This is a genomic window from Acinetobacter sp. YH12140 (genome assembly GCF_013418475.1).
Classification (GTDB): Bacteria; Pseudomonadota; Gammaproteobacteria; order Pseudomonadales; family Moraxellaceae; genus Acinetobacter; species Acinetobacter amyesii.
This window is the reverse complement of the sequence record NZ_VPBZ01000001.1, coordinates 167,601-190,194: the sequence shown is the minus strand read 5'-3', so window position 1 is coordinate 190,194 and position 22,594 is coordinate 167,601. Positions and strand designations below refer to the sequence as shown.

General features: G+C 41.3%; 17 protein-coding genes and 8 tRNA genes. 7 read left to right on the top strand and 18 right to left on the bottom strand.

Going from position 1 to position 22,594, the window contains the following annotated elements; all coding sequences use genetic code 11:
* Positions 1–268 precede the first annotated feature (268 nt).
* The gene (locus FTU75_RS00905; RefSeq protein WP_180114744.1) at positions 269–1,471 is read right to left on the bottom strand and encodes a multidrug effflux MFS transporter; all 1,203 of its coding nucleotides are present in this window, start codon (positions 1,469–1,471) and stop codon (positions 269–271) included.
* A 135-nt stretch (positions 1,472–1,606) separates the two neighbouring features.
* On the opposite strand from FTU75_RS00905, the gene yccS reads away from it, so the two are divergent.
* From yccS to FTU75_RS00885, 4 genes are all read left to right on the top strand, one after another.
* Positions 1,607–3,775 carry a YccS family putative transporter gene (gene yccS / locus FTU75_RS00900; protein ID WP_180023177.1) on the top strand — a complete coding sequence of 723 codons (2,169 nt, stop codon included), beginning with the start codon at positions 1,607–1,609 and terminating at the stop codon, positions 3,773–3,775.
* An 85-nt stretch (positions 3,776–3,860) separates the two neighbouring features.
* Positions 3,861–4,421, top strand: coding sequence for a YcxB family protein (locus FTU75_RS00895; protein WP_180004995.1), 561 nt, complete (start codon positions 3,861–3,863; stop codon positions 4,419–4,421).
* 187 nt (positions 4,422–4,608) lie between these two features.
* Positions 4,609–7,311 carry a sulfite reductase flavoprotein subunit alpha gene (locus FTU75_RS00890; protein ID WP_180114742.1) on the top strand — a complete coding sequence of 901 codons (2,703 nt, stop codon included), beginning with the start codon at positions 4,609–4,611 and terminating at the stop codon, positions 7,309–7,311.
* Between the two features lie 104 nt (positions 7,312–7,415).
* A complete protein-coding gene (locus tag FTU75_RS00885) occupies positions 7,416–8,186 on the top strand; it encodes a YdcF family protein (protein ID WP_180114740.1) in 771 nt (256 codons plus the stop codon).
* Between the two features lie 54 nt (positions 8,187–8,240).
* On the opposite strand, the gene FTU75_RS00880 is transcribed toward FTU75_RS00885, so the two are convergent.
* From FTU75_RS00880 to FTU75_RS00830, 11 genes are all read right to left on the bottom strand, one after another.
* Positions 8,241–8,702 (bottom strand): DUF2750 domain-containing protein, encoded by a 462-nt coding sequence (locus FTU75_RS00880; protein WP_180023173.1) that lies wholly within the window; start codon positions 8,700–8,702, stop codon positions 8,241–8,243.
* A 97-nt stretch (positions 8,703–8,799) separates the two neighbouring features.
* A tRNA-Val gene (locus FTU75_RS00875) sits at positions 8,800–8,875 on the bottom strand.
* 98 nt (positions 8,876–8,973) lie between these two features.
* Positions 8,974–9,050 (bottom strand) — tRNA-Asp (locus FTU75_RS00870).
* Positions 9,051–9,094: 44 nt separating this feature from the next.
* Positions 9,095–9,170: transfer RNA gene (locus tag FTU75_RS00865), tRNA-Val, on the bottom strand.
* Between the two features lie 31 nt (positions 9,171–9,201).
* Positions 9,202–9,278: transfer RNA gene (locus tag FTU75_RS00860), tRNA-Asp, on the bottom strand.
* Between the two features lie 13 nt (positions 9,279–9,291).
* Positions 9,292–9,367: transfer RNA gene (locus FTU75_RS00855), tRNA-Val, on the bottom strand.
* Between the two features lie 21 nt (positions 9,368–9,388).
* Positions 9,389–9,465 (bottom strand) — tRNA-Asp (locus FTU75_RS00850).
* 47 nt (positions 9,466–9,512) lie between these two features.
* Positions 9,513–9,589, bottom strand: a tRNA-Asp gene (locus FTU75_RS00845).
* A 29-nt stretch (positions 9,590–9,618) separates the two neighbouring features.
* Positions 9,619–9,694, bottom strand: a tRNA-Val gene (locus tag FTU75_RS00840).
* Positions 9,695–10,156: 462 nt separating this feature from the next.
* Positions 10,157–10,651: a cell wall-recycling L,D-carboxypeptidase ElsL gene (gene elsL, locus FTU75_RS00835; protein ID WP_180114738.1), complete on the bottom strand. Its 495-nt coding sequence runs from the start codon at positions 10,649–10,651 to the stop codon at positions 10,157–10,159.
* Positions 10,644–11,078 (bottom strand): YbaN family protein, encoded by a 435-nt coding sequence (locus FTU75_RS00830; RefSeq protein WP_180114736.1) that lies wholly within the window; start codon positions 11,076–11,078, stop codon positions 10,644–10,646. The genes elsL and FTU75_RS00830 overlap by 8 nt, the downstream gene beginning before the upstream one ends.
* Positions 11,079–11,166: 88 nt before the next feature.
* Between FTU75_RS00830 and FTU75_RS00825 the strand changes: the two genes are divergently transcribed.
* The 3 genes from FTU75_RS00825 to dapE all read left to right on the top strand — a co-directional run bounded on the left by FTU75_RS00825 (position 11,167) and on the right by dapE (position 13,597).
* Positions 11,167–12,030 carry a DUF1853 family protein gene (locus FTU75_RS00825; RefSeq protein ID WP_180114734.1) on the top strand — a complete coding sequence of 288 codons (864 nt, stop codon included), beginning with the start codon at positions 11,167–11,169 and terminating at the stop codon, positions 12,028–12,030.
* A gap of 161 nt (positions 12,031–12,191) precedes the next feature.
* Positions 12,192–12,341 carry an entericidin A/B family lipoprotein gene (locus FTU75_RS00820; protein ID WP_078191053.1) on the top strand — a complete coding sequence of 50 codons (150 nt, stop codon included), beginning with the start codon at positions 12,192–12,194 and terminating at the stop codon, positions 12,339–12,341.
* Positions 12,342–12,463: 122 nt separating this feature from the next.
* Positions 12,464–13,597, top strand: coding sequence for a succinyl-diaminopimelate desuccinylase (gene dapE, locus FTU75_RS00815; protein ID WP_180101810.1), 1,134 nt, complete (start codon positions 12,464–12,466; stop codon positions 13,595–13,597).
* 69 nt (positions 13,598–13,666) lie between these two features.
* On the opposite strand, the gene FTU75_RS00810 is transcribed toward dapE, so the two are convergent.
* From FTU75_RS00810 to pilG, 6 genes are all read right to left on the bottom strand, one after another.
* Positions 13,667–14,134, bottom strand: a complete 468-nt coding sequence (locus FTU75_RS00810; RefSeq protein ID WP_078192254.1) for a hypothetical protein — start codon at positions 14,132–14,134, stop codon at positions 13,667–13,669.
* 3 nt (positions 14,135–14,137) lie between these two features.
* The gene (locus FTU75_RS00805; protein WP_180114732.1) at positions 14,138–18,652 is read right to left on the bottom strand and encodes an Hpt domain-containing protein; all 4,515 of its coding nucleotides are present in this window, start codon (positions 18,650–18,652) and stop codon (positions 14,138–14,140) included.
* A 162-nt stretch (positions 18,653–18,814) separates the two neighbouring features.
* On the bottom strand, positions 18,815–20,890 hold the full coding sequence (locus tag FTU75_RS00800; protein WP_078192256.1) for a methyl-accepting chemotaxis protein: 2,076 nt from the start codon (positions 20,888–20,890) through the stop codon (positions 18,815–18,817).
* 44 nt (positions 20,891–20,934) lie between these two features.
* Positions 20,935–21,471, bottom strand: coding sequence for a chemotaxis protein CheW (locus FTU75_RS00795; RefSeq protein ID WP_111884922.1), 537 nt, complete (start codon positions 21,469–21,471; stop codon positions 20,935–20,937).
* 6 nt (positions 21,472–21,477) lie between these two features.
* Positions 21,478–21,846, bottom strand: a complete 369-nt coding sequence (locus FTU75_RS00790; RefSeq protein ID WP_078191059.1) for a response regulator — start codon at positions 21,844–21,846, stop codon at positions 21,478–21,480.
* Positions 21,847–21,876: 30 nt separating this feature from the next.
* A complete protein-coding gene (pilG, locus tag FTU75_RS00785; protein WP_078191060.1) occupies positions 21,877–22,260 on the bottom strand; it encodes a twitching motility response regulator PilG in 384 nt (127 codons plus the stop codon).
* Positions 22,261–22,594 lie beyond the last annotated feature (334 nt).

Here is a 22,594-nt window from a genome sequence, read left to right as displayed (position 1 = left end):
ATAATACTTATTTATCAGTTGCTCTATTTCATTAGAGTGAGACAACAGCGATCCACCGTATCACTAATTATTTCCAAGTGGATGATTGTTTAGATATAAGTTTCGAGTAAACAGATACTGCCCTCACAATGGGAAAATAGCGCCCTCTTCTAAAGTTATGGATGATGAACATTTATAATGAGTGACGTGGATATTTGATCAATAATACTAGTACGTTGATGACTGACGTTTAAGTAAGACCTGCTAAACGTCATCACCTGCATTCAGCTCAACCCATGGCTGAAGCTTTTAAACTGCGCATAGTAATCATAGCAACAACCACAAATAGCAGCATAATCAGGGCCATATTGATCAGCGCTGACCATACTAAAAAGTTCAAAAACACTCCAGCCAATAGACCACAGGCAAATTGCATACTTCCCATGATTGCACTGGCTGTGCCAGCTCGTGAGCCTTGTTCAGACATCGCCAAAGCCATCGCATTTGGCCCAGTGAAGCCAATTGATGCAACACATAAGAACATGCCCAACATTACAACAACGATAGATGAAAGATAAAATAGCCCCGCCGCCAATAAGATCAGCACACCACACAATTGAAGTGCATTACCCAATTGCAAACGAAGGCGAACATCCAGTCGATTTGCAAGTTTCTTGTTGAGGGTCGAAAACACTATAATCCCTAAAGCATTCGCACCAAATACATAAGCAAATTGCTGTTGGCTCAGACCATAACCATCCATTAAAATGGCAGATGAGCCACTGATATAACAAAATAAAATTGCGCCAGAAAAACAGCCTGTGAGCATCGGTTTACGGAAAGTTTCGTCCTGTAAAATCGCACTATATAAGCCTAAGACTTGTTTCAGACTTAATTTTAAGCGCCGCTCAACAGGTAGGGTTTCTTGAAAGAAAAAATGTACGCAGAAAAGACAAAAAATACCGACAAGCACCAATACCGCAAATATGTATTGCCATTCAAACACCTGTAACACCCATGCGCCTAAAGTAGGTGCAATGATTGGTGCAATTGTTGTCACGATCATCATGCTGGCAAAGGCTTGAGCAGAAGCTTGCATACTTAAGCGATCACGAATTGCAGCACGGGCAATCACTACACCGACACAGCCACCCAACGCTTGCAAAACACGAGCAGCGATCAAACTCCATTCACTATTGGCAAAGACACACAGAAAACCGGCACAAATATATAAAACCAAACCGAAATATAGCGGTGTTTTACGCCCAATACGGTCGCTGACTGGCCCATAAATTAACTGCCCAATCGCCAAACCCAAGAAATACGCTGGAAGACTATTGGCCACTTGTTGTGTCGTGACACCAAAATCTTCAGCCATTTGAGGTAAAGCAGGCAAATACATATCGATTGAAAGTGGCCCCAAAGCAGTCAGCAACGCCAACAAGACAATCCAGCGTTGAGAAAATTCCTTTTGTGATTCGACGCTTTTCATAAGAATAATTCATTTATCGCAAGCAAGTTTTGCAGACAAGTTTACACTGCACATAGTATTATTTCTTGGCTTCAATGTGAAAATTCACACGATACACATTGCTTACTGCCCCATCGCTTTAGCAAAGGAAAAATTTTGAACGCCTGGCTCGCACGACTGAAACAAGCAACCTATAACACGACCTTTATGTATAACTTGCGCATGGTCATTGCCTTCGCAGGAACAGCCTTTGTCCCATATTTTTTAGATCAGCAATTGATGACCATTCCCCTCACCTTGGGTGTGGTTGCCGCTGGTCTAAGTGATATCGATGACCGCTTTTCAGTCCGTGTGCTCAATCAAATTTATACCTATATCGGGTTCTTTGTTACTGCGGTATCCATTTATCTGTTGTTCCCGCATCCGATCTTATTTGCATTGGGGCTGATTGTGTCTTGTATCGGTTGGATTCTTTTGGGTTCATTAGGTCGTCGCTACGCCACCATTTCTTATGGCTGTCTGGTGATCTCCGTGTATTCCATGCTAGGGGTCGAACTTTTTGAAAATTGGTATACACAAGCAGGTTTATTGGTCATCGGTGCGATGTGGTATGGACTGCTTTCGACTTTGAGCTTTCTACTGTTTCCTGTACGTCAAGTTCAGGACAAATTGGCCCAAAGCTATTCGTCTCTAGGTGACTTCTTATTTGCAAAATCTAACTTGTTTGATGTCGATATGACACCGGAAAGTTACCAGCAAAGTTTGATTGAGCTGTCGCTCGAAAATGGCAAATTAATTGGCATTTTCAACGATATGAAAACGGCCTTATTAACGCGTTTAAAAGGCGACCGTGGACAAAAAGATACACGTCGTAGCCTACAATATTATTTTGTCGCGCAAGACATTCATGAACGTGCCGATTCCGCGCATATTGATTATCAAAAATTGACCCGTATTTTTGAACATAGTGATATTTTATTTCGCTTTCAACGTGTGCTTTCGATTCAAGGTAAAGCCTGTAAAGATTTAAGTATCAGCATCTTACAGCGAAAACCTTATCATCATAATCAACGTTTCAAACATGCGTTCCACAATCTAAAACTGTCACTCGAAAAGCTGCGTGAAGAGCAAAAATACGATGAAGTTTGGATCAATTCTTTATTTGCTTTATACCAAAACCTAAAAGGCATTGATGCGCAATTACGCAACGTCGAAACCGAGCGTTATATTGACCGACAAGCCCTGATTGAAAATCGTTTAAAAGATGATGATTTAAAAGGTTGGGACGACATCGTCATTCGATTCAAACAACATTTGAGCCCTGAATCGGTGCTGTTCCGTCATGCTGTGCGTTTATCGACCGTGTTATTTATTGGTTATATTTTTGTCCAAGTGACCAATATCAGTTATGGCTATTGGATTTTATTGACTGCCCTGTTTGTCAGCCAGCCGAACTTTAACGCCACCAAGCGCCGCCTCTATTTACGTATCATTGGCACCTTGGTCGGAATTATTTTAGGTTATGCAATTTTATATTTTGTCCCTTCTGTCGAAGGTCAGTTATTGCTACTCATTTTAAGTGGCGTATTGTTTTTTGAACTACGTAGTAAGCAATATGCACAAGCCACTGCGTTTATTACCATTTTGGCGCTGATTAACTTTAACTTAGATGGCATGGGTTTTGCCGCAGCAATGCCGCGTATGATTGATACACTGATTGGCTGTGCCTTGGCATGGTTTGGTGTGAGTTTCATTTTCCCAGATTGGAAATTCCGTCGCCTGCCTCGAACCATCAGCCGTTCGATTCAAGCGCAGTGTGATTATTTAGCTGAAGTGGTTGAACAATACAAATCTGGTCGTAATAACGGGTTGAATTATCGTGTTGTCCGTCGTGCAGCCCATAATACCGATGCAGAAGTAGCTTCACTGATTTCCACCTTAGCTACCGAACCCGATACCGATCCAACTCAAAAAGCTTTAGCCTTTGAGTTTTTGTGTCTCAATCACACCTTTATTAGTTATATCGCGGCCTTAGGTGCGCATCGTGAAAAAATTCAAGACCAACAGGTCTTAACCTTATTGGATAAAGCCACAGATGACATTCAAGGTGCATTGCTGCGTGACGAAGTTCCAGACTTATCTGCGCAAAATATGTTGCAAGAAATCCGTCAGCGATTGTCACAAAATAGTGAGGAAGATCAAAAATCCTTGATCGTGCTACAACAGCTTTCGTTGATGTTTAACGTGTTGAACCAATTTAGCCAATTGAAACAAAATCTAAGTCATGAGCATGATCAGGCATCGACTGAACTGGCTTCGCTATAATTTGGATGATTTTGGAACAATATACTCACTGAATTGGTATAAATAATGCTAAACTTTTTACAGTTTTAAATCTGTTACTTTCACTATGACCGCAAAAAATTTATACGCCTACACGCTAGAGCCAGTGGCTTATGAAATTTCTGAAGAAGAACAACGTTATGCTCAACTTGTTCTGTCTCGCAGTAACTTCAAAATTGGCAAAAAAGCATGGCTAATTATGGGTGCAATTCTTGCACTGGCACTCTTGGGCCTCATCTTTATTAAGAACTATTCAACAGTATTTTGCTGGGTAGCTATTGTCTGTGTCGTGATTTACTTCCTTGTGCGTAAATTCGGTATCGAATGGTATGCGAAACGCAAACTGAACGAAGTCCCTGTTCAAGAAATTAAAGGCATCCGTATGGGTGTTCAGCCGCATGGGATCTCTATGCAGCAACGTATGGGCGCAAACATGGGGACGATGACTGTCGGTTGGAAAGACATTCATGAATGGTATGACACCAAAGACTTCATCCTTTTGAACTTTAAAGTAAAGGGTCAAGACGGCGCATACATCTTGCCTAAACGTATGGATAGCAAGAAGTTTCCATTTTCGACCATTCGTAAACATTTAAATGAAACTGTAGGCCCTGCTAAACCAATTTAAGCCTAACAGACATTTGTTTATAAAAAGCCTCCTCTCTTTGGAGGTTTTTTATGTGTTTAATTTTTGAATAATTATTGATAATTACAATAATGAGAATGAATATTACTTACTTTTTCCACATTCTCTACTACATCATCGTTTATAATTCGTCGCAATTCAGCAACCTTTTATCAATATTAAATCCATCATGTTTAAGAAAACCCTTTTCCAGACTCACTGGTTCTTGGGGATTAGTGCCGGCTTAATACTCTCGCTCATGGGGGTTACAGGTGCCATTTATTCCTATGAACAGCAAATACTTAAAGCAATCAATCAGGACAGTTATGTGGTTCAGGCTCAACAGCAGCCTAAACTAACCCCTGCTGAGCTTTATCAGCACTTTAGTCAGTCTGATCCTGACATGAAAATTAACAGCATCTCTATTGCCTCAGATGCTACCGCCTCAAGTACCGTGAATATTGTCAAAGAAGGTGCTCGTCGTGGCTATAACATGATGGTTAACCCCTATACAGCCGAAGTCTTACCGGAAATCAAAGGTCAAAAATTCTTCCAGTTTGTACAACAACTTCACCGTAATTTAACTGTTGGCCCTGTAGGTAAACAAATTACCGGCGCATGTACACTCATGCTGATTTATTTTGTATTGAGTGGGTTGTATCTGCGCTGGCCAAAAAGACATTCCGTAAAACAATGGCTTGCAGTTAAACCAAAACTCAAAGGACGTAATTTCCTGTGGGATCTACATGCTGTCGTCGGCACATGGGTGATTATTTTCTATCTCATTTTGGCATGTACAGGTTTGTATTGGTCTTATGACTGGTGGCGTAATGGCATGTTTAAAGTCATGGGCGTTGAACGTCCACAGCCCCAATTACAAGAAGGTCCAAAACCGAATGGACAACCTGCAGAACAGGCGGGTGAAAAGCAAAGCGGTGAAAAACCAGCCACTGAGGCAGAACAAACTCGTGGTGAACACCAAGCACGTTCTGAAAGAAATCCTGCAACGTCAGGCCAATCTGAACATGGCGCTCAAGAAAATAAACATGGTGCTGAAGGTCGCGGAGAAAAACGTGGTCTAAAACCAGAACAAGTGAATATTGCTCTAACACAAAGTTGGAACGGCTTTAATCAAAATATTGGTCGTGAATACTCAAGTGTCACTTTTAATATTCCGAAAAAAGCCAATGGTGAATTAGAAATTAACTTTGTAGATGCCGTCCCTCAACATGAGCGTGCGCGCAACAAAGCGACTTATAACTACCAAACGTCTGCACTCACCGATATCGAGTTATACGAAGATAAAAAGTTAAATGAAAAAATCATGACCAGCATGTTGCCTGTGCATCGTGGTAGTTTCTTCGGACCGATTTATCAGTTCTTTGTGGTTATTGCATCCCTCATGATGCCGCTGTTCTTTGTCACAGGATGGATGCTCTATCTCAAACGTCGTAAACAGAAAAAACTGACACAGCAAGCTCGTCAAAGCTTAGCATCAGTTGCCATCGATCCCAATGCACAGCCTTGGTTAATTTGCTATGCATCACAAACGGGTCTGTCTGAACAATTGGCATGGCGTACAGCAACAAGCTTACAAGAGGCTCGTCAGCCCGTCACAGTGAAAGCTGTTCAGCAACTTTCTGCTGATGACTTAACGCAAGCCGCTCAGGTTTTATTTGTTGCAAGTACGTATGGCACTGGCGAAGCACCTGACCTCGCTTCAAGCTTTGAACGTAAACTGATGACACAAAGCCTCGATTTGAGTCATGTTCAGTTTGCCATATTAGCTTTAGGTTCAGAAGAATATCCTGATACTTTCTGTAGCTTTGGTCATGCGATTCATCGCTGGATGCGAAGTAATGCTGCGAAGCCCCTGTTTGATACAATTGAAGTCAATAATGGCGACACCCAAGCCATTCAAGCATGGAATAGCGCTTTAGCCAAAGCGACTAAACTTGAACTTCAGCACATGCAAATTGAAAAAACTTTTGATGCATGGACATTGACCAAACGTGATTTACTCAACCCGAACAGTTTAGGTGCACCTGCATTTAATATTGAGTTAAAACCGCAACATGAAGCCAATTGGCAAGCGGGTGATATTGCAGAGATTCAGCCGGGTAATAGTGCTGAACGTATTGCAAACTTCATGCAAAAGTATCAGATTCAGAGTCAGCAAGTGGTTGATTCTACTCAGCAACGCATTGAAGATGCATTATGGGATCGTAACCTAAATACGGATGTCGAACCATTTGCCAACCTTGATCACTTGCTCGAACAGCTTCCACCGCTTCCAACTCGTGAATACTCGATTGCCAGTATTCCAAGTCAGCAAGTATTACGCTTAGTGGTGCGTCAGCAATCCAATGCGGATGGTGAGCTTGGTTTAGGCTCTGGTTGGTTAACACAACATGCTGCGATCAATAGCACACTACAACTGCGTATTCGTACCAATGAATCATTCCATCTGATTGCAGATAATCGTCCTGTGATTTGTATTGGTAACGGTACAGGTATTGCTGGTTTACTCAGCCTGTTACATACACGAGTTCGTCAAGACTATACGCAAAACTGGCTGATTTTTGGTGAGCGTCAACGCGCACATGATTTCTTCTATCAAGACATCATTGAAGCATGGCAAAACACAGGCTTAGTTCAACGCATAGACCTCACCTTCTCTCGTGATCAAGCGGAGAAACGCTATGTGCATCATGAGCTACGTGACCATGCGACCTTATTAAAATCATGGGTAGAACAAGGTGCCGTGATCTACGTTTGCGGTAGTATCAACGGTATGGCAACGGACGTTGACCACGCACTGATTGATATATTAGGTGAAGACGTTGTTGCTGAACTGCGTCAAGATGGGCGCTACCGCCGTGATGTTTATTAATAAGATGTTTACTCATAAATAGTCCCAACTAAAAACCAGACCTCGTGTCTGGTTTTTTTCACGCTATACTTAGGCCAAATACGAATACTGCTTTAATTTTTTGCATGAAAAGAATACTACTGCTTTGTGTAGGCTTGTTGCTCTGCCTAGATGCCATTTGGTTACTTACATTAGATAAAATTCATTTAGGCATCCTTTTACCCTTAGTCATTGGGTGTATTTTTATTTTATCCGGACTATTTTCAACCCAAATCCACAATATTTTAGATCAATACCCTAAACTCAAAAGGCTCTGGCGTGCTACATGGTGGTTGTTTTGGCTTTGGCTATTGAGCCTTTTACTGTTTTTTGCGTATTTACACTTCAATAGCCAGCAATCCAAGCCATTTACTTCCGTCCAAGCCATCATCGTTTTGGGTAGTGGTATTGAAAATGGTCAACCCTCTCCGACCTTAAAGGCGCGTCTCGATGCCGCAGCACCGTATGCCTTGAAACAGCCCAATACTATTATGATCATGACGGGTGGTTTAGGCTTTAATGAAAAAATGACCGAATCTTCCGTCATGAAACGCTATTTACTTCAACACTATGACATTTCAGCGGCAGGCATATATGAAGAAAGTAAAAGTACCAGTACAGAACTCAACCTGATCAATAGTAAAAAGATTTTAAAACAACATCAGATTTCTCTTGATGCCCCCATTGCGATTGCCAGTAGTGACTTTCACCTTCCACGTGCAAAAGCAATTGCACGAAAGTTAGGCTATACACAGGTGTATACCATTGCAGCGCCTACACCGCTGTACATCCGCTACAACTCTTGGCTACGAGAATATTTTGCCTTTTTGAGCGGTTTTGTACTCAATGAATATTAAAAAAAGCCCTTGTTTGATCAGTAAACAAGGGCTTTTTATGCTGTGAATAAACAATTAATTTAAACGAATGTTACGTGGCAAAGGAATTTTAAGGTTTTCAAAAATTTCTGGGCGCTGTTGATAAACTTGATATAAATAATTTTTAATATCTAACAGCATCTTTTCAGGTGCAACCAAAATATTTTGTCCTTCTGGGGTTAAATCTAAAGATACTGTAGTGCTCTCGCTGCGTAAAAACGGAATGACTTTTTCGATAAAGTCTTTTAATGAAATTTCCTGAATTTCATAATTGGACCAATTGTCTTTAATTAATAAACGTGCCAAACCACGGTTTTGCCAAATGGCGAAGGAACGTTGACCTGTAGGTGTCGCACAAAGGGCCCAACCATCTTGATATAACGCAATCACGCCACCTTGAGCGACCATATTTTCAATAAATTGTTTATAGGTTTCTTGAGGATTGTAATTTGTAGTTTGAGTTTTAGACGCTGCCTTGCGCTGATATGGATTTCTCATAGATCACATACAATATTAAAATTATTATAGAGCGGATTCTATGTAAATCAGAAAATTTAGGCAAGCTTTTGGGGAAAGAAGTTTCTATAGAAGAATATGGTGGGCGCTGACGGGATCGAACCGCCGACATTCTGCTTGTAAGGCAGACGCTCTACCAACTGAGCTAAGCGCCCTGAGCGAAGAGTAACAAAGCGAAGCTTTGTCTGAGCGCAAGAGAAAAATCGAATATTTTTCTAAAGGCATTCTCTTGAACAGAGATTTTTAAGATAAATGGCGCAGCGGACGGGACTCGAACCCGCGACCCCCGGCGTGACAGGCCGGTATTCTAACCAACTGAACTACCGCTGCATCACGTAGTTTCTTTCGAAACACAACCTATATCTTAAAAGATATGGTGGGCGCTGACGGGATCGAACCGCCGACATTCTGCTTGTAAGGCAGACGCTCTACCAACTGAGCTAAGCGCCCTCAAAGGGTACAACAATTATATTCTTTGTAATGGCGCAGCGGACGGGACTCGAACCCGCGACCCCCGGCGTGACAGGCCGGTATTCTAACCAACTGAACTACCGCTGCATCGCAAAAAATATGGTGGGCGCTGACGGGATCGAACCGCCGACATTCTGCTTGTAAGGCAGACGCTCTACCAACTGAGCTAAGCGCCCTCAAAAGGTCTATCATGTAAATGGCGCAGCGGACGGGACTCGAACCCGCGACCCCCGGCGTGACAGGCCGGTATTCTAACCAACTGAACTACCGCTGCACTTACACAATGTCGCTATTGTGGTTCAAACGAATTAAGATTCAAAGTGGCGCAGCGGACGGGACTCGAACCCGCGACCCCCGGCGTGACAGGCCGGTATTCTAACCAACTGAACTACCGCTACACTCTAAATATCTTAACGCTGAAAAGGTTTGGTGGGCGCTGACGGGATCGAACCGCCGACATTCTGCTTGTAAGGCAGACGCTCTACCAACTGAGCTAAGCGCCCTTTTCAAAACATGTTCATCGTTTGATGAGGTGCATTATAGAGAATCCTCACGGTCTGTCAAACGCTTTTCTAACTCTTTTCCACTTTTTCTGTTTGAGTGATTAAAAAATAAGTTATATTGCGGAAAAATCAGTATTTTTGAACATTTTTTAGCTATAAACCTGTAAATTTATTACTAAAAATATGACTTATATTCTGCATCATTCACATAAAAAACAGTTTTTCGCGTGGACTCATAGCTAATCATTCAGCGAACCGACGATTAATCCACCACACATCCTGCATTCTAAAACAGCCTAGTGTACAAAATACATTCAAACACGACTTTCTGTTAGTTTGCGAGCATTAGTCCTGACAAAAGTCCTGACAAAAAAACGCCTTTCAAACTCACTTTAATTCTTCAAACCCATGGTTTGATGTCATGAAATTCGGTTTTCATGGCTTGTGCTTTTAACGACGTGTTCAATGTTCAGTGATGTAAACCAGCGCATTTAATGGAATCAGTTGATAAAGTTCTATAACATCGCTGTTTCGCATGCGAATACAACCATGTGACATCGGTATACCCATAGGCTCGCGATCTGGTGTGCCATGAATATAAATATAACGTTTATAAGTATCACAGCCCTCACCTGCATTAAAGCCGGGTTCTAAACCACTGAGCCATAATATTCGAGATAAAATCCAATCCCGATCAGGGTGTGATGCAGCAAGTTGCTCGTCGTAAACCTCTCCGGTCCACTGACGTGCTTTAAAAACTGCATTTTGAGGTTGTTGTCCACCAAACTTTTCAGCGACTTGATGCCAGCCACGTGGCGTCTTGCCACTATTTTCCTGTTCACCAATGCCATTTTTACCCGATGAAATCGGGTAAAACTTATTTAGCTTCGGCAAAGTTAAAGTTTGATCTTTCAAGTTAATCAGGATATCTGCTTGATCTTGGGTATATTCAGACATGCTCTTGCTCTTTCTGCTTATCTTTATCTACTGGTTGTGTCTGCTGCGATGTTTCAATAGTCCTAATCTTATTTGGCTCTGGTCGTGTCCATAACCAAATGCCAACAATCAACATGGTTAAGTCAGTGAAAATCTTGACGGTAATCGGTGCTGATGTAAAAAGCATAATCAGACCACTCACAAACATCATGATCGATGCAAACCATTTTGCTTTGCGAGGGACTGTGCCATTTTCGCGCCAAGCGCGTAAGGTTGGCCCATATTTAGGATGATTCAACAACCACGCATCCATTTGAGGCCAACCTTTTGAAGCCGCCCATGCCGCTAATATTAAGAAGACTGTCGTGGGCATTCCCGGCAATAAAGCCCCTATAAAGCCTAAAATGACAAAGACAACCACTAAGCTTCGCCAAAACAACGTCTTCATACCGCTACCCTGAACTTTCAATTCAGGTAGTATAAGATGTTTTTAACAATTATCCGTTGTTATTCTGCATTATTCAAAAGGTTTCAATATGGCTGTAGCCCCGACAACGTCGTCTTATTTTGAGCCATGGTTGCAATTTAAACAGCCCTTAGTTCGCCAATTGGCTTTCTGTATTGCTAGCCCAAATATTCTGCAGCAAATTCCCAATGAACTCGAAATCCGTTATCCCTTTCATTTTCATCCAAACGAGCTTTGGCATAAACATTTTGAAGCCTACCTTCCCCGTTTAAAACAACTCGAACAACACCCAAATGAATTAGTAGAATTTTTACAAAAATTAAAAAGTACTCGCCTTGGTTTACGTTTCGAAATGTTTATATGGTTTTGGCTTCTCGATCACCCATACCATCCATACCAGTTACTCGGACATAGCATTCAAAAAATTGACGGCCCTCGTACAGTTGGTGAACTGGATTTTGTTTTAAAAAATACCGAAAGTGATGAAATTGAACATTGGGAAGTGGCTTTAAAATACTATCTAGCAGAGCGCGATTTTCAATTACCCTATTGGTATGGCTTAAATCGTAGTGATACTTTGGCTCGAAAGCTTAATCATTTTACCCAAAAACAATTCCAATTTGATGAAGCACTTGGGCAGCAGATTCAACAACGCTATTGCGTTTTAAAGGGTCAATTATATTTACCTATTCAGCGTACCAACACATTGCCAAACTGGTTCAATCCTGCGCGTAGAATAGGTCAATGGGGACATGTCATTCCATCTACGAGTCAAGGCTATTATCGCCTACAACGACATGAATGGATCTGCGTGCAGCAGCAACCGACGAGTGCAACCGCACATTGGTGGACAGATGGTTTATATAAAAAGGACCGCGATGAAAGCTATTATATGTATAGATTACCACGCTTGGTTTTGCCGCAAACAATTTAAGACTCAATGCACCATTTAGTAGAAATTTACATTTATTTACTCAACCACCGTAAAAACCACCTACTGTTTGATACGGCTATTTTTTAATCTAAATCTCACAACAGAATAATTTAGTCTTCTAAAAATTATTCTTTCATAATGCATAATGGAGATTACATTCAATGAAAAAAATTTTAGCTGCATCACTTATGGTTGCTTTCGTACTGACAGGTTGTAATACAGTAAAAGGTGTTGGTAAAGACGTATCTAAAGCTGGAGATGCTGTAACCAATACTGCTGAGAAAACTTCGGAAGAAATTCGCCGCAATTAATTTCTTTCCCAAGAATTTATAAAACAGCCCTATTTTTTAAATAGGGTTTTTTTACGTCTAAATTTCCCTTCGCTTGTCGATTCGCCTATTATATTGCGACATTTTTGACTTCTGTATTTAGCATGACCTCAACAGCAACTCTTGATCTCAGCCTAGAACTACTTCGCCAACCGTCGGTAACACCGATTGACCATACCTGCCAGAACATTATGGCGGAACGTTTAGCCAAGATTGGCTTTAACATTGAAAATATGCGTTTTGATGATGTAGATAATCTTTGGGCACGTAAAGGGACTGAAGCACCAGTATTTTGCTTTGCAGGTCATACTGATGTAGTACCTACGGGTAACTTGGATGCATGGGGTTCTGACCCATTTCTTCCTGAAATTCGCGACGGTAAACTGTATGGTCGTGGCAGCGCAGATATGAAAACAGCTTTGGCAGCTATGGTTGTAGCGTCAGAACGTTTTGTTGCAAAGCATCCAAATCATAAAGGTTCTATTGCATTTCTCATTACCTCTGACGAAGAAGGTCCTTCGATCAACGGGACAGTTAAAGTTGTTGAAACTTTAGAAGCGCGTAATGAAAAAATGACGTGGTGTTTGGTGGGCGAGCCATCTAGCACCAACACACTCGGCGATATTGTTAAAAATGGTCGTCGTGGTTCGCTAAATGCCAATTTAACGGTTAAAGGTAAACAAGGGCACGTTGCTTACCCACATCTAGCAATCAACCCAATCCATACTGCTTCAAAAGCACTGGCAGAGCTTTGCGATACCGTGTGGGACAATGGCAACGAATACTTCCCTGCAACGTCGTTCCAAATTTCCAATATTAATGCCGGCACAGGTGCAACCAACGTTGTTCCGGGCACGATGAATTTACTGTTTAACTTCCGTTATTCAACAGAAGTAACGGCAGATGAACTCAAAGCACGTACTTTGGAAATTTTAGATCGTCATGGCGTTGAATATGACATCTCGTGGACGTTATCTGGTTTGCCATTCCTAACCCCAGTAGGTGAGTTAGTAAATGCCGCACGTGATGCCATACGAGAAGTTACTGGGACTGAAACTGAACTTTCGACCAGTGGTGGTACTTCTGATGGTCGATTCATTGCGCCTACAGGTGCGCAGGTGCTTGAACTGGGTGTTTTAAATGCCACGATTCACCAAATCAACGAACACGTCAATGTGGAAGAATTGGAGCCACTTTCTGAAATTTACGAAAAGATTTTAGAAAACCTGTTGGCTTAAATATTCCTTGCATAGTCAAAAAAAAGGAACTCCATTGAGTTCCTTTTTTTATATCGCGTTTTGCAAATATTAAGCCGCTTGAAGCCCAATACTGTTTTGAATATTAGCTAAATTTGGAATATGAAATACCTGATCGGCCATGCGTACATATTGGAAAATATTGGCGTCTTTCACAGCTTTTTCTTCATCAACCACTTCAGAAATACGCAGACGAATGGTTTTCGGCATTTCATTACACATCAGTGCAAAACGCTGTCCAACATCATCGCCTTCAATCACCAAAGCCACACCCTGATTTTTGGCAGGATCATTGACTGAGAAAACAGGCAATTTCAATTCATGCCATTCAACAAAAGGAACCTTGGTTGCACTATCGAGCGCTGATAGCACAATATTTTGTGGCAACAACATTGGCTCTTTACCATGACAATCAATGATATATGCATCGATAAACCCGGTAGATACCGTAATGAGATGTTGCAGTTCCTGTTGATCAATTTTATCGCTGACAATCTGAGAAACAGTATTTTGGCTCATAGATTACCCCTGCTTTTCTGCAATTAAAGCTTCAATATTGGCAAGCAATTCAGCTTCTTGGAATGGTTTACCCATATAGTGAGTCACACCTAAGCTAAATGCACGCTCACGATGTTTTTCACCTGTACGTGATGTAATCATAATGATTGGCAGCTCACGGTGAATGTCATGGTGACGAACTAAGTTTGTCACTTCGAAGCCATCCATACGTGGCATTTCAATATCGAGTAGCATCAAGTCTGGACGGACATTTTCAAGCTGTTCAATTGCATCCACACCATCTTTCGCAGTCACGATGTCATAACCCTGACGTTCAAGTAAACGTGAAGTCACTTTACGTACAGTTACCGAGTCATCGACAATCATCACTAAACGACGCGCATTGGCTTGACGGCCCAAATCACGCTGTTCAGCTGAATGTTTAACACGCTGCGTAGTTTGAATTTGACGTGCAATATTTTGCCCATCCAAAATCAAACATACATGACCATCACCTAGAATCGTGGCACCTGCAATCGCGGCTACACTGGTAAATTGTTGACCAATTGGTTTCACCACGATTTGAGAACGTGAACCCACCAGCTGATCGACCAATAAAGCAATGGTTTGACCACTGTTGCCTTTAATTAGTAGTACAGGCAATGAATGGCCGACATTATTTAAACGTGGAATTGGCTGATTACCCACAAACTCTGATAGATAACGTAGTTTGTAATTGGTGTTGTCAATTTTAAACACGTCATCCTTACTATTGAAGTAAGTTTCGAGTGCCGTAGGTGCAATACGGACAATACGTTCAATTTGCGCTAATGAAATCGCATATTGCTGATCGCCCGCTTTCACCATCAAGGCATCGCTGACCGCTACTGTCGTTGGTACACGAATGGTAAAGGTCGTCCCTTTACCTAACTCAGACTCAACGGAAACATGACCACCCAGGGCTTTAATTTCACTTTGCACCACATCCAGACCAACACCACGACCCGAAATTTGCGTTACCGCTTGTGCCGTTGAGAAACCTGGATGGAAGATCAATTGCAAGATTTCTTGTTTATCGAGGAACTGATCCGCTTTGATTAAACCAAGTTTTAAGGCTTTGTCTTTAATTTTGGTTTCATCAATCCCTTTACCATCATCACTGAAAGACACCAGTACATCAGTACCCTGACGACTAATGTTCAAGACGATGCTACCTACTTCTGGCTTTTTTAAAGCCAAACGGTCAGCAGTATCTTCTAAACCATGGTCGACCGCATTACGCAGCATATGTTCAAATGGTGTCACCAAACGCTCTAAGATCGTACGGTCCAATTCACCTTCTGTATTTTGAACAATCAATTCTGCAGGACGGTTCAAGGTCGAAGAGGTTTGACGCACAATACGTTGTAAACGTGGTAACAAACGATCAAATGGCACCAAACGGGTACGCATCAGACTTTCTTGAATTTCTGACTGAATACGTGATTGTTGTAATAACAAACCTTCCGCATCACGGATTTTTTCTGCCAAAGTACTCTTGAAGTCAACCAAATCCGACGCAGATTCGGCTAGAGATTTTGACAATTGGTTAATCGATGAATATTGGTCCATCTCCAATGGGTCGAAATCCGCATAGCGTGAATTTTCAGAACCATGTTTGGCAATAATTTGTGACTCAAGCTCACCATCCATTCGACGTAACTGGTCAGCAAGTCGCTTAATTGCTAACTCCATTTCATTCAAGGTATTGCCTAGCTGACCTAAGTCCATTTCAATACGTGAACGGTTAATCGAGTTCTCGCCTGATAAATCAATCATCTTCTCGACGAGATCAGCCGAGATACGAATCATCTCATTGCTGTTATCAGAAGAATTGGCTTCAGACCATTCACCCAACATCGATGGCGGTTCAACACCATCACCCTGAATAAATTCAAAGCCTTTACTGACAATACCTTGTTCTAATTCTGCAACACGGTTTGGCAATTGAACCGTAACATCCACATACTGAATGGATTCTAAGCTCAATTTGATGCTGTCAAAATTACTATAGTCATGGTTGAAGATCGCTTCTTTTAACCATGCCAAAGTCGTTTTGAGTAAGCCGTCATATGCATTTGAGTTGAAATGATGAACCGCGAAATGCTCAAACGTTGTCTCAAGTTGATATGCAATTGCAGCAACAGGTTCATTTTCAACCATACGCGCTCCACCTTTAATACTGTGGGCAGCACGTTGTAATTGAAGCAATACGTTACGGTCACTACGTTGTTCAGTCCATTGATTTAATAATTGAACGGCTTGTTCAAGAATTTCCTCAGACTCTTCAAGGAAGGTTTCTTCCATGACAGAACGTAGATCGTCATCTGGATGCTCAACATGTTCAGCAACCGCATGTTCAAGATGTTCAACAGCAGACTCAGTGTGAGCAATCGTTTGAGCTTCAACCACTGCTTCTGCAGTGTCTTCAGCAGCATCCATCGGCTCTGACACCGACACATCTGGCTCTACTGTAGCTTGTAGAGTTTCAGCTGAAATAGGAGCCGAAGCCAATGCAACAGGTTCTGAACGCTCTCCTGCCACAATTGACTGAATATTCCTTAGAATATCGATCACATTATTCGCAGGGTAGTCGATCCCTTGGTCACGAATGGTTTGAATACGATCTGAAATATCATCTTGCACCAAACGAATAATTTGAATTAACGTAGGGGTAATCGAAATTTGCTGACGAATAATGCGCTCATAAATCGATTCCAATTCATGCGAAATTAAACCCACATGAGACGCGGCAATCATATTTGCACCACCTTTTAGGGTATGCAAATAGCGCATTAAATTATTCAAAGCTGAAGTATTGGTTTGATCGTGCGTCCAAGTACTAAGGTCTTGGTCAATACCTACCAATAACTCTTCTGCCTCTTCAATAAAGATCCCTAAAAGATCTTCATCAAAGTCATTATTCGCATCCGCCGCTTGCATCTGTTGATGATCAAGTTGAATACGCTGACTTAATTGTGCAAAGTCTACTGCTGTTGTATTTGCAACAGCGGCTTTATCTTCTACTGTGGCAACAGGTTCAGCAACTACATGGGCTTCTGGTGTTGTCGTCGCTGCAACTGCTTCAATGTCTTGTTGAACAAATGCAGTCAGCTCATTTAAGAAACGCTGAACCTCTTCACTTAACACCACACGCTGACCCGCAGCTAAAGTGTCAAATAAGTGAATGAACTCTTGATGTGCTTGCGCAAATAACTCATAGCCATAATCAGCATGGAGTAATTCAGGCTTTTCAACTAAAGACTGATACGCTGCACGCAGTTGAGTTGTGAAATCATGGATTCCAACAGAGGCACGATTATCCGTATGTTCAATCAACTCTAAAGCTTGCTGACTGAGCTGTTGAATATAGTCTGGGAATTCAGCAAGGGCACGTTTATCAAACTCAAATTCAGCATCTAATAACTGATCAATATTTAATTCGATTAGTTTAGAAACCAAACCTTGTGGATTATCTTCAGGCGCCAATTGATCTTGGCTAGCAAAACCATAATCATCCCAAGCGGCTTTGAAGGTTTCATAAATAGATGCAAGATTTGCCTTATCTCCTGAACGCAGCACGTGTAAATAATCACGAACAAATTCAGCATATTGAATCAATAAAGTAGTTTCTTTCGAGCTCGATACAATTTCGTCTTGTAATAAGGTTTTGAATAAGTTTTCAACTTTTGAACTGGCTTCAAAAATCTCTTCGATTTGCGCCATCGACGAACTACCACGCAATGTGTGTAGCGCGCGAATCAAACCATTATAGTCTTGTGATTTACTGTCATCAGATTGGAGGAACTGATCAATCGTTTGTAGATGTTCTTCAGCTTCTTCAATAAAAATGCTCACTGTCTCTTCGACCAGTGATGCATCTGCATCCACTTGTTCAGGAGCAGGTTCTGATTCAACAACCGCATCAATCGTGTTTTCAAGCACTTCTACAGGTGCTGTAGCTTCAACATCAGTCAGTTCTAAACCAGTGACACCATCTTCAGATTTTAATTGATCTGCCAGTTTTAATAATTCTTCGAGTGCAGGCTCAAGGCTAATATTTTGTTGTAATTGTTGCCCCATTAAAACCAATGGACGTAAGTCAACATCCAATTCGGCAACATTTTTAAACCGTGGATAGAGCTTATATTGATAAACATTTAAAACTGTTTGTGCAAACTTTTGAACGGTTGGCGTTAACTGTACTGAACCCGCAATGACACGGTTCAGCGTATCTTCAACTGCCCATGCAGTTTCACCCGCCGATTTTGCCCCAACCATACGACCTGAACCTTTCAGTGTATGGAAATGACGACGAATCGTCGTTAAAGTGTCTTTATCTTGTGGATTTTCCAACCAAGTTGTAAATAAACCCGCCAGTTCTTCAAAGATTTCTTCTATTTCTTCAACAAAAATCTCTAAAATTTCTGCATCTTGATCAAGATAACTATCTTCAGGAAGCGTAGTTGTTTCAACTAAATTTTTTAATATTTCTTTCATAGCTAAGGCTTCTTATGTTTTGCCACCAAGAAGGTTGCTCAAACTTAATTGTAACCATCACCTAAGACTTAACTGTGACGTTAAGTTCACCTTATCGATGTGTTATCTGTAATCGGTGCAGTACCCTAGCCGTAGCTAAGGTACTGCAGGTTTGCGCCTGACTTACTCTGGGAGTTTAAAGTCAGATACAGATTCACGTAATGATTCAGCCATGTTCGCCAATTCAGATACCGAACGTGCAGTATCAAATGTTGCACTGGTGGTTTGCGAGGTAATTTCTTGTACAACGTTCATCGTTGTCGCAATATGACCAGCTGAAGCAGACTGAAGTTTTGCGGCATCCGAAATGTTTGCGATCAGTTTCGCCAAGTTACCCGATACAGACTGAATTTCATCTAGTGCTACGCCGGCATCCTTAGACAAGTTCGCACCACGTACAACTTCCGAAGTCGTTTGTTCCATTGAAATTACGGCTTCGTTAGTATCCGTTTGAATGGTTTTTACCAAGCCTTCAATCTGTTTGGTTGCAGACGCTGAACGTTCCGCAAGACGCTGTACCTCATCCGCTACCACGGCGAAACCACGACCTGCTTCACCCGCCATCGACGCCTGAATTGCTGCGTTTAATGCCAAGATGTTTGTTTGGTCGGCAATATCGTTAATCAGTGCGACAATATTACCAATCTCTTGAGAAGACTCACCCAAACGTTTAATACGTTTAGACGTTTCTTGAATCTGCTCACGAATCGTGTCCATACCTTCAATTGAACGGTTTACGACATCTGCACCGTTTGCAGCAATTTGTACAGAACGTTCTGCTACGACAGCTGATTCTTCAGCGTTCGAAGATACTTGGTCAATCGACATTGCCATTTCGTTAATCGCGGCAGATGCACCAGCAATTTCTTGCGCCTGATGTTCAGATGCTTCTGCAAGCTGGTTGGTAATACCCTGCGTATTCGCCGTATATTGCGCAACTTCTTGAGAAGTTTCTGTAATACGCGATACAAGGTCACGTAATTGGTCGATTGCGAAGTTAATCGAGTCGGCAATCGCACCAGTAAAGTCTTCAGATACCGTCGCATACGAACGTAAGTCACCGTCTGCAAGATCGGCAATTTCATCGAGTAAACGTAAAATCGCGTTCTGGTTACGGTCATATTCTTCTTGAAGACGGGTTACACGGAATTTATCCGATTGACCACGTAAAGAAAGAAGTTTGAACACACAGATCAAGAAGGCCGTTAAAGCAAGAATCAACAGTACCGCAGGTAAAATGGTTTTCAAGCCTGTGCTAGAAGACAATTGATTTAAGTTGTCCAACAATTTGTCTGACTCAGCAAAAATTTGTGAAGATGCTTTACGTACGTTCACAATTTGCGTTGAGTTTTTCAAAATTGTCGCAGCCGCTGATTTTAATACATCGTCATATTCAGCTTTAATGCCTTCAAGTGACTCACGTAATTCAGGGCTTTCAATACGTTGTACACCAAGCTCTGTACTACCATCCAATTGGGCATTTAAGTACAAACCGAAGGTTTCAGTATCGGCACTGAAGTCATCTGCAGACTCACGTGAGCTATCAGAACCTGAAAGCACCGAACTGATCGAACGTAAAATACGTTCTGCAATGAATACTTGGTTTTTCGCAATCACCACCTGGTTCGAAGGCATGTCTTGACGTGCCATTTGGTCGACCATCAAGTTATATTCCGCCTGAATCCCCGGAATGGTTTCACCAATCGCGATGTTCGTGTCATATAATTTATTAATGATTTTTTGTTGCGAAGTAATCAAGTCAATACTTTTTGAAACCTCAGCCCACTGCGTATCTACAGATTTCAGCGCATCTGTATTTGCATGAATGTCTTTTACAGTTTCTAAGTTTTCTTTGAACGAATCTTGAGAGGCAATTAATTTTTTCATTGCATCTTCAGTACCTGATGCAGTTGCCTCAGTTGCTTGACGCGAAATTGTTTGCGAAAGAAGACGGAGTTCACCCAAACTTTGCGTTAATTGGTTACCGCGAGGAACGCTATAGAATAGGTATAATAAAATAATCGTTGCCAGTACTAATGAACCAATCGCACCATAAATAAATGGTTTGGATTTTTCACTATCACCAAAAACTCGAGATAATTGATCTGTCTGTGATTGCAGTTTTGCCAGAAAAGCATTACCGCCTTTACGACCACTGGTGCTTTCACCCGTATTTTTCTTTTTAAGTTTAAAGCCCATTCAGCTTCTCCCCGATTACGCCTTCTTTCGTTCGTGCGCGACAATTAATTTATAAATTTTATAGATGCGTTCATGTATTTTGGATTTTGCAGTAAACGACTGAAGAGAAATACATTCCACTGCTGGTTATGCTGGTGGAAATACCCCTGACAATATTCCTGCAAATTTCGATCCAACTCATTATCTTTAGAAAAATAACTTTTCTTATTAAAGTGTTGAATACCCAAAACTTGATCGACTATCAAACCGACATAATGGTCATTATGACTAATACATAAAACTTTTTGAGTGGGTGAAAAACTACTTCGATGACCGGTTATATATTGTGCTAGGTCAGACAAAGAAAGTAAGCGTCCCCGAATATTGGCTAGTCCCATCACCCAAGGTTGGGTGTTGGGAACTGGCGTATATTTTGGTGGGTAGATCACTTCAGCTACTTCACCTAAAGGAGCAACGTAATATTGCCCCATCATCTCAAAAGCAATGCCTGACCATCGGTTTACTTCATTTTCAGTGGAAACGTAGTTTTTGTTTCCTCGTTTTGCGATTCGAAGTAATTCGATAAATCCATTTGCTGCCATAGAGCTTTATCCTGCATTGAGGTGTTGCTTAATCACATCAATTAATTGTTTTTCGTCTACAGGTTTAGTTAGATAATCAGAAGCACCTTGGCGTTTACCCCAAACACGGTCAGTTGCCTGATCTTTGGTACTTACAATGACAATCGGGATATGTTTGGTGGTCGCACCACGTGCAATTTGACGTGTTGCTTGGAATCCATTCACACCCGGCATTACCACATCCATTAAGACCAAATCAGGTAACTCAGCTTGAGCCATTGTCACCCCATCAGCCCCATTTGAAGCTTCAATCACTTCAAATCCGTGTTTACCTAAAATTTCTTTAAAACGGAATGTTTCTGTTGGTGAATCATCAACGATTAGGATACGTGCCATGCTTTTTCCCCAAAAAAATAAAAAATCTAATTAAGCTGTAACGTGATTACGAATTGCATTCAGCAATTCATCTTTACTGAATGGCTTAGTCAAGTATTCATCCGAACCCACAACACGACCCTTCGCCTGATCAAATAAACCGTCTTTACTTGAAAGCATAATCACAGGAATATTTTGATAATTTTGAGAGTTTTTAATCAGGGCACAAGTTTGATAGCCATCTAGACGTGGCATCATAATATCGACAAATACGATATCTGGATTCGCATCTGCAATTTTTGAAAGTGCTTCAAAACCATCTACAGCAGTGACTACTTCACATCCTTCACGCTGAAGCAGCGTTTCGGCCGTACGACGAATGGTTTTTGAATCATCAATTACCATGACTTTTAGATTTTGGAATTTATCGTCCATTTATTGACCCTACCCATTGAGGATGTACAAACAATTAAGTTAGCAGCATTATTATTTACAAGTTATGAACATTTTTAACATATCTTTACTTGCGTTTTCAATGAACATTTTCTGCGCAAACACACAAGATTTCTTGTTTTTATTAACTGCTTCACACTTTCCGATGACCAACGATTTTTTTTTAACTTGGAATAGTATTTAATTGTCTTAATTAAGCATATTATAGCAAGATTATTACTTTAAAATAAGTAATTTAGTCAACTTTAAACTGGGGAGTACAAGGTTGAGTCCGCTTACAAAAAAAATTCACTTGATTGGCCTTAAACATTTCTCA